Here is a 13,205-nt window from a genome sequence, read left to right on the forward strand (position 1 = left end):
TCTCACTCACCCGCTTACGCTCCCACATCTCACACCCTATGCAGGAGCGGGGGTGGAGACACTCGCCAGACCTCCCCAGGTATCCGCCGCCGGACGAAGATCCTCCACATCCGGCTTCACATACCAGCGCTTCGTGGTCTTGACGTTGGTGTGCCCGGCCCACCGGGCCAGCAGGTGATCCGGCACCCCGTTGTTCGCGAGGTACGTGAAACAGCTCGCGCGAGCGTCGTACAACCGCACCCGCCGCAGCCCGTGCTCGTCCATGACCTTGTACGCCCGCTCACGCAGCTGCCGCCCGTTGAGCGCCCTGCCGAGTTCGTCCACGAGTACGTACCCGCTGTCCTCGTACCTCTCCCCCGCCGTCAGCGTCTCGGCCACCTGCATGGCCCTGAAACACGTCAGCGCCTCCCCGACCAGATCGGGCAGGGGAAGCTGCCGCTCAGCGGCCAGAGACTTCGTGTCCTTCTCCACCACGGTCTTGTTCCCCATCAGCGTCCGCGTGTTGGCAACGGCCAGGGTTCCCTTGCCCAGGTCGACGTCGGCCCAGCGCATGCCGCAGATCTCCGCCGGCCGCAGGCCCATCAGGGAGAGAAGGAAAGGGGCGTAGAGGCGGTCGTCCTTCACCGCGCGCACGAAGGCATGAACCTCCTCGACGTTCCAGGGCTGCACCACTGCCTTGGCCCTGCGCTCGGCCTTGCGTACGTTCCGAGGGATCGTGACCTCCTGGGCAACGTTCACGGCGACCAGGCGCCGGGCCACCGCCCGGTTCAGTGCCTCCTTCAGCCGCGCCAGGGACATCTCCACCGAGGTCACCCCCAGGCCCACCCCCGTCTTGGCACCACGGCCCTCCCGAAGCGCCCACCTCATCCACGCCTCGACGTGGTCCTCGGTCAGTTCCTGTAGCCGGATGTGCCCAAGCTTCCCCCGGACACGACCCACGGTCATCGTGTAGCTGTAGACGGTGCTCTCCTCCAGGTCATCCGCCTTCTTCGCGAGCCACTGATCGATCCATTCGTTCACCGTGATCTTGTTGGGCTCGACGAACGTCCCCTCGTAGCGATGGTTCGTGATGCGGGCGTACTCGACCTTCGCTTCCCTCAGCGTGCCGAAGGTACGGGTCAACTGCTTGCGCTTCCCGGTAGCGGGATCGCTCCCTACATCGACCACAAACCGATACCGGGCCTGCCCCTTCGTATTCGGGGGGAGCTTCTTGATCGAAACGGACAGAATTGCTCACTCTCCTTGAGGGCGTGGAAAACTTCCACGCAGGCATAGGCGCCGCTGCGTTTCAGCGAAGGGCGCCGCGGTCATCAGGGCAACAGGCGACAGGACCGTTCGCTTCTCCCATGGGCCCGCGGCTCTGTCCACCCTGTCCGGTACGGCTCCCCTGCCGAGCTCAGCCGAATGCGAACACCTTCAATGGTCGTCACCATCGCCGGTTTGGCCAACCGGCGATCATGGTCTATGTTGCGCTCGCCACCGCCTGGGATCCGGCCGCAGTTTGCCGCAGCGCTCGGCAGCCTATCGATCATCAGCGTCAGAGAGACTGCCGGTAACCAAAGAACTCGTGGTCCTCGTTGTAGCCGCCGAATCCGCAGCCGATGTCGCAGAAGTCGGCGACGAACTCGATCGCCTTGATCCACTTGACCTGCTTGAAGCCGAGTTCGATCTCGTTGCGCAGCCGCAGCGGGGCGCCGTGACCGAATGGCAGCGCCCGGTCGTTCATGCCGTAGGCGAGCATGGTGAGTTGGCTGCGCATGTGCTCAATGGGATGGGCGTCGTAGTAGGTACCGCCGTCGGCGCCTTCCCCCAAGGAGTAGAACACCACCCACCTGGCCTGCGGATCGGGCGTGACCAGGTCGAGGATCACGGACATGGAAACGCCCGTCCATTTGGCGACTCCCGACCATCCCTGAATGCAGAAGTGCTGCGTAATCTGCTCATGGACGGGCAGTTTCCGCAAGTCATCGAGGGACAGCTCGGCCGGGTGGGCAACCAGGCCGCCGATGCGCAGCCGGTAGTCGGCGAACCCGCCTTCTTGCAGAGCCTTGTACTCGGCGGAGTCGGGGTAGCGGCCGTTGTGCCAGAAATAGGTGGAGATGTCTTTGGTGGTGTAGGCGCCGGGGCGGACGTCCACATGCTCGAACCAGCGTTGCACGCCGCCGATTAGGGCGTATCCGACGCGCTGCACGACCCGCGGATGGCGCAGAGTGAACGGTGTTGCCGCGACCCATCCGGCAACGACCACCGCCATCCATCCGACGAAGATCCAAAATCCCAGCCAGCTGTTGTCGTTGCGGCCGCTGCTGGCGAGGTTGAGGTTGGTGAGCAGCCCGGTAGTGAAAACCAGGCTCACGTGGATCACGATGAACAGTAGGAACCAGCTGAAGACCAGGAAATGCAGCGACCGCGCGGTCTGGATGCTCAGCACCCGGCTGATCCGCCGGAACCGGGTCGACAACGCCGGCGACATGCCCAGCCCAGTGATCAGGGCCAGGGGTGCCGCGACGAAAACGGTGACGAAGTAGGCCAGCTGTTGCAGCCCGTTGTAGGCCACCCAGCTGTTGTTCCGTGGCCAGTCCAGCGAGAGGTACTGGATGGCTGTCGACAAAGCGTTGGGGAACACCGTCCAGCTCGTGGGGACGAGGCGTTTCCACTGCGGGGTGGTGAAGAGCAGCACGTAGAAGACGAGTCCGTTGAGAATCCACAGCGTGTTCACTCCGAGGTGCCACCACCGGGCCAGGCCGATCGAGTGCCGGATCCCGGGCAGCCCGACCTGGCCGGGCAGACTGATCGAGTCCTGCTTCGCGGTCCACAGCGGGTCGGTGGGCACGGGCTTCTGGATGCGGAACCATTCCCGTCCCGGGGTGCAGTGCCGGGTCCAGTACAGGCGCGGATGGTCGCTCAGGATCTGCAGCCCCGACCGCAGGATGAACAGGATGAAGAACAGATTGAAGAAGTGCGACCAGCGTGCCCACACTGGAAGGCCCGCATATTCGTGATGGCCCGCGCTGGGACCAGTGCCGGGATGCTCGGTGATGAACCGCTGGATCGACGGCATGCCCCGCAGCCCTTTGGCCACGGCGACGCACACAAGCAAGACAACGAAGCCGAGCGGGAGCAGCCACAACAGGTTGAACCACCGGTTGCCCAGACGCGCCCTCGGCGCCACCCCGCCCGCAGCCGGCACCGAACCCGACCATGTCACCACATCGACGGCATCCGTGCCCTTCGCCAACCCCGCGCGGAAGCCGGGTGGAATCCGGTCGGAGGCCCCCGACGCGTGCGGACGGTCCTCCGCACCCATCGAACCCGCCTCGTCCGACACAACCCTCAGCCTCCCAAGGTACGTCAGGTCCTCACTCCGCATGCCGTCAATAGAGCCCTCCACCGACTCCAGCACCCTCGTGCACGGCAGAACTTCCCCCTCCTCGCCCGGACCGACGAGTCGAGGGACTTGGCGACCGCGTTGCAGCTGACCCAGTGGATCGCTGGCCAGCCACTTCCGTGACCGGGGCGTTCCGGTGCCCTCAAGAACCGTGTGTACGGACTTCAGCGTGACACGGCCAATTGACCCACCCCGGCTCCTACCTCCGACAGCGGTGTGTCTCACCCAATCGCACGCCACAAACGACAACGGCCCCAGAGTCACCCCCGAAGGACTTCCGGAGCTGACCACTAAGCTTCTTGTGCGCCATGCTGTGCTTCACCCGTCAGGTGTGCGGGCACTCTGGCTGCGAGCGTGCGCGGGCCCCAGGGCCGTGGGATTCGTGCGGTGATACAAGACAGTCCCACACGGCGCACCACTCGATCGGTCCTCCCTCAAGGCCCCGGGCAAGCAGACGTCCACGATCACGCCACGGGGCCGACACGAAAAGTGTCCAGTGCTGCCTTTCCTGGAGAAGTGAACCTTCCCCTTGATCGACGACACCTGGGGACTGGGACAGGTTCCAGGGGAAGTAGTGCCAGGTGGGAAGCAATTGGGGGACGAGGGCCACTCCCTGATCGCCCCCGCCACCGGAACCGCTACCGCCCGCTGCCCCAGGCGGTCACCGGCGACGCCTGTGAGGTCTACGACGGCTCCGCGGCCGGCTTTCCGACAGGCATGTCGAACGCGAACCGCGGCGCGGACGCCTGCGACGGCAGCCGACGTAACAGCACGGAGCGGGCCGAGGGGTGCCGCACAGACACCGGCGCGTTCCATGACGTACACCAGCGGTCGCCTCGAACTCCGATAGTGGCACGCGCAGCCACGGTCTCGCTTCCTCAGAAGATGATCGTGACGTGGCTGAGCACGACGTAGATCGCGACGATGCCGGCGAGCCGCAGGGCCAACACGACGGCCAAAGCCCCGTAGCCGCTGGAACGCCGGGGCGGCGCCCCAGCATCACGGCCCCTCTCAGGGGCGAGGAGAGCGGCGAGGGAGGACGCACCGACGTTCAACTCGGTATTGCGCGGAGGCCGCGGCACACCGCCGTCAGCGCGTCTACTGCAGTGCATCGTCTCCAGGGTCGTGCTCCGCCGTGCCGTCGGCCGGCTCACCAAGGTTCTCGGCGAGCCGGAAGAATGCCGGCAGTGCGCCCGAGATCGCCAGGCGCTCGGCGTCGTCGAGGGCGGCGAGCGCGGCGTCCATGCGGCGCTCGTGGGCGGCGGTCCAGGCAGCCAGCTGCTCGCGCCCGTCGACCTGCCTGGCCGGCGCCGAACCGGTGCCCTGTGGCAGATGCTGTCCGCCGGTCTCTTCGGGCCTCGATGGCGAAGCACTCCGGGCTGCCGGTCCGCCCGTACGACGGGATCGGTGTGGCGTAACTCCGCCCAGAATTCAACATTCTGACGTACCGTCAAATCTGGGAGACTGTCGCCCGGTGGCCGACGTCGGCACTTCACTGCCCTCCACCCGGGGCCTCGCCGCCGACTGCGGCATCAATTTCCACACGGTCAACAAGGCTTACGACCTGCTGCGCCAGGAAGGCCTCATCCAGCTCACTCGCAAGCACGGGGCCGTCGTCGCCCGCGACCACGACACCGGGCCCCCGCCACCGGGTTTCGTCGACGACTGGAAAACGCGCGCCCGCACTCTCCTCGCCGAAGCCGTCGCACAAGGTCTCGACGCCGACGCCATCCAGGAGCTGTGCGCCGAACTCCTCGCCAGAGGAAGGGAATCCACCACATGACCGCGCTGCTCCTCCTCCAGGCGACCGCCCTGCTGCTGTTCACCGCCATGGCATGGGCGATGCCGTCGCTCGCGCAGGCCACCCTGCCCTTCGGCGTCCGCGTCCCGCGAGAGCGCGCCGGTGAACCGGCCGTCACCGCAGCCGTACGCCCCTACCGCCGCCGGGTCATGACCGCAGGAGCCGCCGTTACCGCCTCTGCCACCGGCGTCCTCCTGCTGGCCGGGCGCACCACCGTCGCGAATGCGATCACGCCTCCGTGCGCGGCGGCGCTCCTCGCTGGGCTCGACTGGGCCGCGTACTACCGCGCCCACCGGGCGGTCGCCGCCGCGAAGGCCGAGGGCGGCTGGTACGACGACGTGCGGCAGGGCGTCGCCGTCGACATCTCCATCCGTACCGACCCTGAGCGCTTTCCCTGGCTGTGGGCGCTGCCCTCGCTCCTGGTCACCGCCGCGACCGCGGTCGCCGGAGCGCTGCGCTATCCGTCGCTGCCCGCAACGCTCACTACCCACTGGAACGCGGCGGGCCGTGCCGACGGGCACGTCCGCACCACCGTCGCCATCGCCTTCACGCCCGTGTTCCTGCAGATCGCGTCGAGCGCACTGTTAGCCGGCACGGCTGTGTTCGCGCTGCGCAGTCGGCAGTCACTCGACGCCGAACGGCCGCGCGCCTCCGCCGCACAACACCGGGCGTTCGTACGCTGGACGACACGCGGCCTGCTCGTGCTGGCCGCCTGCGTAGACCTGTCGCTCCTCGGGACGGCCTTGATCACGTGGGAGGTGTACGGGAACCGCGCGGTGGGAGCGGTGGCGATCGGCCTCCCGATCCTGGCGGGTGTCGCGTTCGTCTTCGCCGTGGCCGTCCGTACGGGAGCGCAGGGCAGCCGCCTGCCCATCAGCGTCGGCGAGGCAGGCGGGGCCCGGGTCGTCAACCGCGATGACGACCGCTACTGGAAAGGCGGCCTCATCTATGTGAACCGGGACGACAGCTCGGTATTCGTGCCCAAGCGGTTCGGCATCGGCTGGACCGTCAACTTCGGCCGCCCCGCGGGCATTCTCGCCCTTCTGGCCCTGACCGCCGTGCCGGTGGGGCTGGCGGTGGGGCTCACTCATTGAGCACTCTGCATTCTGAATCCGCAGGTGGGAGGCCCTGGTTTGGCGGTGTTTCGGCATGAGCCCGCCGGCGGGAAGCCGTGATCACTCGTTGGCGGCGCGGCGCGCCAGACGAGCTTGTTCGCCTCCTTCTCGGGGGCGGTCAACAGGTGGTTGCGGACTGCCTTACGGCCGGTGACGATCACCGGGACGTCCGGGTCGTCGTCCAGGCCGGTGAAGCCCAGATCGCCGATGCCTCCGAGCCCGGCTTCCCGCAGCCGCACGGTGAAGCCGCCGTCGGTCGGACAACCACGATCGCCGACGGCGGCTATCCCGGCACCGGACTGCCCATGCCCCACCGCCAGCGCAAGGGCGAAGACCTGCCTGAGTGGGAGCAGGCGCACAACCAATCCCACAAGCGGGTCCGCGCCCGCGTCGAGCACACCTTCGCGCCCAGCCATTTTCGAGTCAGATCCTCCGCGACTGCCGCCTCAATGGTCATGGAGTCCACCACGTCATGCTCGGCATCGCGGCTGCACAACCTCATCCTCGCCGGACAAGCGAGCGGACCGGACAACGACCGACCGCACCCCCAGCCGACTCAAAGATCATTTGCGGGACAGCCCTTTTTAGGCGAGGCGGGCTCGATCATGCCGCCTCGGGTGGGCCCGGCCCAGCGGCAGACCGCGAGGCGGGGCAGGCCACCCCCTTGCGACATCGTATGGCGTCGGATGACGCGACTTGGCGCCACCCGGTGCCACCCAGCGCCATTCCACGCCCCCAAAAGCGCGTAAGCATGCATGGCGCCACAATCACTCAGGTAGGCGCTAGTATGTTTTCGCAGGTCAGGGTGGTTACGTAAGTTACCGACCCAGAGATGTCATCCCGAGGCTTGCATGTGGGGCCATTGTGGTGCCACTATGGCGTCATGGACCTCACCCCATACGTCGACACCCTCCGCCGTGAACTCGCGGTCGCCGCCGAGGCCGGCGGCGACGAAGCCCGCGAGCTGGCAGAGAGGCTCACCGCTCCCCTGGAGTCGGCGACCCGGCTGATCATGCTCAATGTGCTCTCCGCCGCGACGGACGAGATCACCCGCGAACTCGCCCCCGGCTCGGTCGACGTACGGCTGCGCGGGCTCGACCCCGACTTCGTGGTGACACCGCCACCCACCGACCGGGGCGCCCCCGCGGAGCCGGCCGCGCCCGTCGAACCGCTCAAGGCCCTGGTCCCGGCCGACGGCGACGAGGGCGGCACCGCCCGCGTCAATCTGCGTCTGCCGGCTCACCTCAAGGCCCGTGCCGAGGAGGCCGCGGCCCGCGAGGGCCTGTCGGTCAACGCGTGGCTGGTGCGCGCCGTGTCGGCCGCGGTCGACGGCGGCACCCGGCCGCGTACGACGGAGAAGACCCAGACCGTCGGACAGAGCATCACGGGCTGGGTGCGCTAGCCGCGCCCCCGCCCGACGACTCTACCCACACCACGTCCCACCAGCGGGGACGCCCCAAAGACAAGACTCAAGAGGACGGGACAGCCATGCCTTCTTTCGACACTCCCGAACCGATTTCGGTCACCGCCTACGTGTACGCCGGTTCCATCCAGTTCACCGCGGGCGACCGCCTCGACACCGTCGTCGAGGTGCGGCCCCGCGACCCGAAGAAGGACCTGGACGTACGGACGGCCGACCAGGCCGAGGTCGCCTACGCGAGCGGCATCCTGACCGTCACCACGCCCAAGGCCAATCTGCTCGGGCGCGGCGGCACCGTCGACGTGACGGTGGAACTGCCCACGGGCTCGAACATCGACATGACCGGCGCCGGGACCAGGGTGCTCGGCGAGGGCCGGCTCGGCGAAGTCCGTGTGACAACTTCGGCGGGTGACGTCCGACTCGACACGACCGGTCCGCTGCACCTGAAGGCGTCGCACGGCTCGAGCACCATCGACCGGGTCGAGGGCATGGCCGAGATCACCAGCAGCACCGGCAACGTGCGCGTCGGCCTCGTCGACGGCCCCGCCGTCCTGAGGAACTCGCACGGCACCACGACCGTCGGCGCCGTGACCGGCGAGCTGCGGGTGAACGGCGTCAACGGCGCCATCGACATCGCGCGCGCCGAGGCGTCGGTCACCGGCACCACCACCAACGGCGTCCTTCGCGTCGCCGAAGTCGCCCGCGGCAACGTCCAGCTGGAGACCTCCAACGGCTCCATCGAAGTCGGTATCCGCGAGGGCACCGCCGCCTGGCTCGACGTCAGCTCCAACCGCGGGCAGGTACGCAACGCGCTCGCCTCGTCCGAGGCCCCGGAGCAGACCGAGGACACCGTCAAGATCCGCGCCCGGACCAACTGGGGCAACATCGACGTCCGCCGCGCCAAAGCCTGAGCACCCTCATCCCCCGCACCAGCCTCATCTCATCCGATCCCCCAGCCGTCGGCCCGAGCAGCGCGAACACGGAACCGGCCAGGATGCGCAGATCGATGCCGTCGAGGACGGTCTTGTCGCCCGTACGACTTGCGCAGACCGACGGTGGAGACGGCGACCGGTGAGGGGTGACCGTTGAGCTAACGGCGCCGGCAAGACCACCGCCGTGAAGATCCTGTCCACGCTCATCGCCGCCGACGGCGGGCAGGCCCAGGTCGCGGGCCACGACGTCGCCACGTCACCGGACGGGGTGCGTGCCGCGATCGGTCACCGGGCAGTTCTCCGCCGTGGACGGGCTGATCACCGGCGAGGAGAACATGCTCCTCAGGCGGACCTGCACCGCCTCTCCCGCAGTGAGGGGCGGCGGCGGGTCGCCGCCGAGCTCCTTGAGCGGTTCGACCTCACCGAGGCCGCGAAGAAGCCCGCCTCCACCTTCTCCGGCGGTATGAAGCGCCGCCTCGACATCGCCATGATCCTGGTCGGCGACCCGTGGATCATCTTCCTCGACGAGCACACCACCGGCCTCGACCCGCGCTCCCGGCACAACATGTGGCAGATCATCCGCGAGCTGGTCACGGGTGGCGGGTCACCGTCTTCCTCACCACCCAGTACCTGGAGGAGGCCGACGAGCTCGCCGACCGTATCGCGGTACTGAATGACGGCAAGATCGCCGCCGAGGGGAGCGCCGACGAGCTGAAGCGGTTCATCTCCGGCGGACACGTGCGACTCCACTTCTCCGACCCGGGTGCGTACCAGTCCGCCGCCGTCGCCTTGCGCGAGACCACCCGCGACGATGAGGCGCTGTCGCTGCAGATCCCCAGCGACGGCACTCAGCGCGAGCTGCGCTCCATCCTCGACTGGCTGGACTCGGTCGGCATCGAGGCGGACGAGCTGACCGTGCACACCCCCGACCTCGACGACGTGTTCTCGCCGTGCCGCCTGCCGGGCCCGCGCCGCCGACATCGTCGGCTGGAACTCGCGCTGCACCCGCGGCCGTTCGCCCTGCGCCTCGAGCACCACGCAGTAATCCGAGATCACGATGGGCGGCAGGTCTGCGAGCGCCTCCATCATGGCGGTGTTCCGCGCAGCGCGAACGGGCAGGCCAAAGCGCTTAAGTGTCTGGGAAAAGCCCGACCGGGTTGCGTGCGCGACCTGGGGTTTGGCCAGGCAGGAGAAATGCCGCGGCGTCGGGCAGCTGGTGATGGAGCAACGCGGACGCGCGGAGGTGGTCTTCGATGAGCCGGGCGAGCTTCGGTGGCAGCACCACCGGCTGGCGGTGGAGCGTCAAGTACGCGTGGTGGTCGTCCCGGTGGAGATGCCCGTCGGTGAGTCGAACTCTCCGGGTGACTGGAAGGGCGTAGAGGCGGATCAGGGCACCGGCGATGCGCTCCTCCAGCGGCAGCGAGGCGTCGTTGAGGCATCGCCTGAGCTCGTCCTGGTGGACCTCCTCGATCTGGAAGTAGCCCGGGAGTTGGCTGGGTGGATAGGCGATGGTGCGGTCAGAGATCAGGCGTCGAACCCGCGCCCAGCGATAATCGCGGCCTGGGCGGTGATCTTCCGCGTGTCCTCGTTCTCGGCAACGGACACCTGGGCGAGGTGGGCCTGGAGGGTGGAGGTGAGCACGGCGTCGCAGGTGGGCTCCGCCGTGCCACCAGAGCCTGCGCCCCCCCTGATCGTGAACTGAGGGACTCGCTTGCTCCGCACGTGGTCACGAAGCCTCCTGCGACGCGACCGAGTCGCCCACTCGGACCGTCCCTGCTTCAAGAACGTCCAGGTACACGGCGAGGCACGAAAGCCGACCCAGGTCGAACACCGGTATGCGGTGGTCACTCGCAACGGCACGCATGATGCCGGGGTCCGGCGGCAGTTCGTCATGGCCGAGCGTGGGTATCACGCAGCGAGGCGTGGGCACGACAGCCCGGAACAGCGCTTCCCCACGCGCAAGCGTGATCCCAGCCAGGCGCCCTCGGGAAAGCCCAGCCCTTCATGGGTGTTCACGACAGGGTTCGGCCGGAAGTGGCGTGCGTCGAATCCCCGGCGGGGTACACGGTTCGCATCCGGGCCAGGGCCGCCGTGGTGACGAGACGGACCTGGCCGAAGTCGAAGAACGTCCCCGGGGCGACGCTGCCCGACGTGATGCTCTCCCTGGTGGCATCGACGGATGCCGACTCCCGCACAGCCTCCAGGGCACCGCACTCGGTGGCCGGTCGCGGAGTCCGCGCCGCCCACCGGGAGCGCGCGGGCTGTTCTGCGCGACTGCCGCGGCCTCAGGCGATGCGTCGGCCTCCCCAGCAGCCGGCTCCACGGAGGCGTTCGCCACCGGCGTCGCCTCCTCCAGCAGACCCCGCGCCCGCGCGGTCGCCTGGTAGTAGGTACGCGTACCCTCCCGCCGGGAGTCGAGCAGGCCGGCTGCCCGCAGTCTCGCCAGACGTTGGGAGGGCGCAGCGACGTGCGCGCCGGGTATCTCCGCGAGAGCCGCTCAGCGCGCACAGCAGCCGGTAGCGCGACGGATCGGCCACCGCCTTGCGCACGGCGACCGCCCGGTCGGCACCGGCTGCGTCCCCCACGACGTAACTTGCGTCCCCATGCAAATCTAGTAACCGGCAGTACGCGCACCAGGCCGCGCCCGTCGCGAGGAGACGCCATGACGGCCAGCAGTACACCACCGACACCTCCACCGCCGCGGTCGAACCCGGAGTCCGTGGTCGACTGCGCCCTCTACGAACACGGCAAGCGCCGACCGGGCCTCCTCCCCCTCCACCAGGCGATGACCGCCTGCCACGCCACCCCGGACAGCTTCGTCTGGATCGGCCTGCACGAACCCACCGAGGATCAGCTCCAGACCGGTCGCTCACACCTTCGGCCTGCACCCCCTGGCCGTCGAGGACGCCCTGAACGCCCACCAGCGCCCCAAGCTCGAGCGCTACGACGACACCCTCTTCCTCGTCATGCGGACCGCGCTCTACGTCGAGCACGAACACCTCACGGCCACCAGCGAGATCGTCGACACCGGCGAGATCATGGTCTTCATGGGCGAGGGCTTCATCGTCGTCGTACGCCACGGACCCTCCCGCCAGCTCACGGGCGTCCGCCGTGCCCTGGAAAGCCGTCCCGAACTGCTCGCGCACGGCCCCGCCGCCGTGCTGCACGCCATCGCCGACACCGTCGTCGACCAGTACCTCGAGGTCGTCACCGCCGTCGAGACGGACGTGGACGAAGCGGAGGGCTCCACCTTCGCGCCTCAGCAGGTCCACGACATCCGCCGCGTCTACCAGCTCAAACGCGAGCTCCTGCAACTTCGCCGCGCGGTGGCCCCGCTCGCGGGGCCGATGCAGGAACTGGCCGGAGGCCGGCTGCCCGGCGTGGACAAGGACATCGCCAAGTACCTCCGCGACGTCCACGACCACCTCACCCAGGCCGCCGAACGCATCACGACACTCTGCGAGGTGACCGACACCGCCCTGTCCCTCACCCTCGCGCAGACCGGCGTCCAGCAGAACTCCGACATGCGCCGCATCAGCGCCATCGGCGCCCTCATCGCCGTACCCATCGGCATCGTCGGCGTCTACGGCATGAACTTCGACCACATGCCCGAACTCCACTGGACCTTCGGCTACCCGCTGGTGCTCATCGGCATCATCGTCGTCTGCGCCGTGATCTACCGGGCCTTCCGCCGCAACGACTGGCTCTGAGCGCGGCGTCAGAGGAGCGTTACGAACGGCCCCCCTGGCATCAGGCAAACGCCAATAGAGCGGTCCGTGCCCGTCCTCGGGCACTTCCATGGGATTCGGATGTCTGTCTGGATGCATGCCGAGGGGTGATCGAGCCATGAGCGATGCCGAGGGGCGGCGCGTCGTTGCCGGAGTGAGTGGTTCGCTGGGGAGTCTGGCGGCTCTGCACCGGGCCGCGGACGCGGCTCGTCGTACCGATGCCGAATTGCTGGTCGTACTCGCCTGGGAACCGCCCGGTGGTGACCTCGCCAACCGGCGCTCGATCTGCCCGGTGTCGGTGGCCGACCTCCGGCGGGATGCGGGCCAGCGGCTGCTCGCCGCTCTCGACACGGCCTTCGGCGACACCGGGCCCGGGGTTCCGTACCAGGGGCTGGTCGTCTGGGGCACACCGGGGCGCGCGCTGGTCGAGACCGCTGACCAGGGCGACGACCTCCTCGTGGTCGGCGTGGGGTGCCGTGGAAGGCTGCGCCGCGCTCTGTTCCCGTCCGTCGCCCGGTACTGCCTCGCACACGCCGCCTGCCCCGTGCTGGCGGTGCCGCCTTCGCCCCTGGAGAGCGAGCTCGCCTCCGTGCACCGTCGCATCAGCCTGCGGATGCCGCTCGACGCCCGGGAGCTGACGGACGGCAGGCCCTGACCGACCCGGACGTGTCGGCAACCCGTGTGTGCCATGCGTGTGTGCGGGGGCCCGCTGTCCGGTGCAGGCAAGCGAGAGCGGGCGGCGTCGTATGCCGCCCGCGAGGCGACGCTCCGGCCGACATGTCCGCGGTTCGATCCCGTACGCGCTGCGGGCCACTGCGTCG

At 68.6% G+C, this 13,205-nt stretch carries 14 protein-coding genes and 1 pseudogene; 10 read left to right on the forward strand and 5 right to left on the reverse strand.

All coding sequences use genetic code 11. From position 1 onward, the window contains the following. Positions 1-36: 36 nt before the first annotated feature. From xerC to OG819_RS45155, 4 genes are all read right to left on the reverse strand, one after another. Positions 37-1,167, reverse strand: coding sequence for a tyrosine-type recombinase/integrase (xerC, locus tag OG819_RS45140; protein ID WP_266655182.1), 1,131 nt, complete (start codon positions 1,165-1,167; stop codon positions 37-39). A 370-nt stretch (positions 1,168-1,537) separates the two neighbouring features. Then, positions 1,538-3,403, reverse strand: coding sequence for a molybdopterin-dependent oxidoreductase (locus OG819_RS45145; protein ID WP_266655184.1), 1,866 nt, complete (start codon positions 3,401-3,403; stop codon positions 1,538-1,540). 863 nt (positions 3,404-4,266) lie between these two features. Continuing rightward, complete coding sequence (locus OG819_RS45150; protein ID WP_266630598.1) at positions 4,267-4,443, reverse strand: hypothetical protein; 177 nt, start codon at positions 4,441-4,443, stop codon at positions 4,267-4,269. Between the two features lie 43 nt (positions 4,444-4,486). Continuing rightward, positions 4,487-4,633 carry a hypothetical protein gene (locus tag OG819_RS45155; RefSeq protein ID WP_266630596.1) on the reverse strand — a complete coding sequence of 49 codons (147 nt, stop codon included), beginning with the start codon at positions 4,631-4,633 and terminating at the stop codon, positions 4,487-4,489. A 229-nt stretch (positions 4,634-4,862) separates the two neighbouring features. Here OG819_RS45155 and OG819_RS45160 point away from each other — a divergent pair, with 229 nt between their 5' ends. The 8 genes and pseudogenes from OG819_RS45160 (at position 4,863) to OG819_RS45195 (ending at position 10,358) form a co-directional block, all read left to right on the forward strand. After that, positions 4,863-5,171, forward strand: a complete 309-nt coding sequence (locus tag OG819_RS45160; protein WP_266630594.1) for a GntR family transcriptional regulator — start codon at positions 4,863-4,865, stop codon at positions 5,169-5,171. Continuing rightward, positions 5,168-6,283: a DUF5808 domain-containing protein gene (locus tag OG819_RS45165; protein WP_266655186.1), complete on the forward strand. Its 1,116-nt coding sequence runs from the start codon at positions 5,168-5,170 to the stop codon at positions 6,281-6,283. The genes OG819_RS45160 and OG819_RS45165 overlap by 4 nt, the downstream gene beginning before the upstream one ends. A gap of 263 nt (positions 6,284-6,546) precedes the next feature. After that, positions 6,547-6,816: pseudogene (locus OG819_RS45170) on the forward strand (IS5/IS1182 family transposase); the annotation flags it as partial. A gap of 371 nt (positions 6,817-7,187) precedes the next feature. Then, complete coding sequence (locus tag OG819_RS45175; RefSeq protein WP_266630590.1) at positions 7,188-7,706, forward strand: toxin-antitoxin system HicB family antitoxin; 519 nt, start codon at positions 7,188-7,190, stop codon at positions 7,704-7,706. 86 nt (positions 7,707-7,792) lie between these two features. After that, positions 7,793-8,635 (forward strand): DUF4097 family beta strand repeat-containing protein, encoded by an 843-nt coding sequence (locus OG819_RS45180; protein ID WP_266630588.1) that lies wholly within the window; start codon positions 7,793-7,795, stop codon positions 8,633-8,635. A gap of 205 nt (positions 8,636-8,840) precedes the next feature. Beyond that, positions 8,841-9,329, forward strand: a complete 489-nt coding sequence (locus OG819_RS45185) for an ATP-binding cassette domain-containing protein (protein WP_266655188.1) — start codon at positions 8,841-8,843, stop codon at positions 9,327-9,329. Continuing rightward, positions 9,224-9,913 carry a hypothetical protein gene (locus OG819_RS45190; protein WP_266655190.1) on the forward strand — a complete coding sequence of 230 codons (690 nt, stop codon included), beginning with the start codon at positions 9,224-9,226 and terminating at the stop codon, positions 9,911-9,913. The genes OG819_RS45185 and OG819_RS45190 overlap by 106 nt, the downstream gene beginning before the upstream one ends. Next, positions 9,900-10,358 (forward strand): hypothetical protein, encoded by a 459-nt coding sequence (locus OG819_RS45195; RefSeq protein WP_266655639.1) that lies wholly within the window; start codon positions 9,900-9,902, stop codon positions 10,356-10,358. Before OG819_RS45190 ends, OG819_RS45195 begins: the two co-directional genes overlap by 14 nt. 310 nt (positions 10,359-10,668) lie before the next feature. Here the strand turns inward: OG819_RS45195 and OG819_RS45200 are convergent, their stop codons facing one another. Next, positions 10,669-10,851: a hypothetical protein gene (locus OG819_RS45200; RefSeq protein ID WP_266630582.1), complete on the reverse strand. Its 183-nt coding sequence runs from the start codon at positions 10,849-10,851 to the stop codon at positions 10,669-10,671. Positions 10,852-11,505: 654 nt separating this feature from the next. Here OG819_RS45200 and OG819_RS45205 point away from each other — a divergent pair. Together OG819_RS45205 and OG819_RS45210 are read left to right on the forward strand one after the other, a co-directional pair. After that, positions 11,506-12,366: a magnesium and cobalt transport protein CorA gene (locus tag OG819_RS45205; protein ID WP_266655587.1), complete on the forward strand. Its 861-nt coding sequence runs from the start codon at positions 11,506-11,508 to the stop codon at positions 12,364-12,366. A 136-nt stretch (positions 12,367-12,502) separates the two neighbouring features. Then, the gene (locus OG819_RS45210; protein WP_266655192.1) at positions 12,503-13,039 is read left to right on the forward strand and encodes a universal stress protein; all 537 of its coding nucleotides are present in this window, start codon (positions 12,503-12,505) and stop codon (positions 13,037-13,039) included. Positions 13,040-13,205: the final 166 nt, after the last annotated feature.

Source organism: Streptomyces sp. NBC_01549 (assembly GCF_026339955.1).
Taxonomy (GTDB): Bacteria; Actinomycetota; Actinomycetes; order Streptomycetales; family Streptomycetaceae; genus Streptomyces.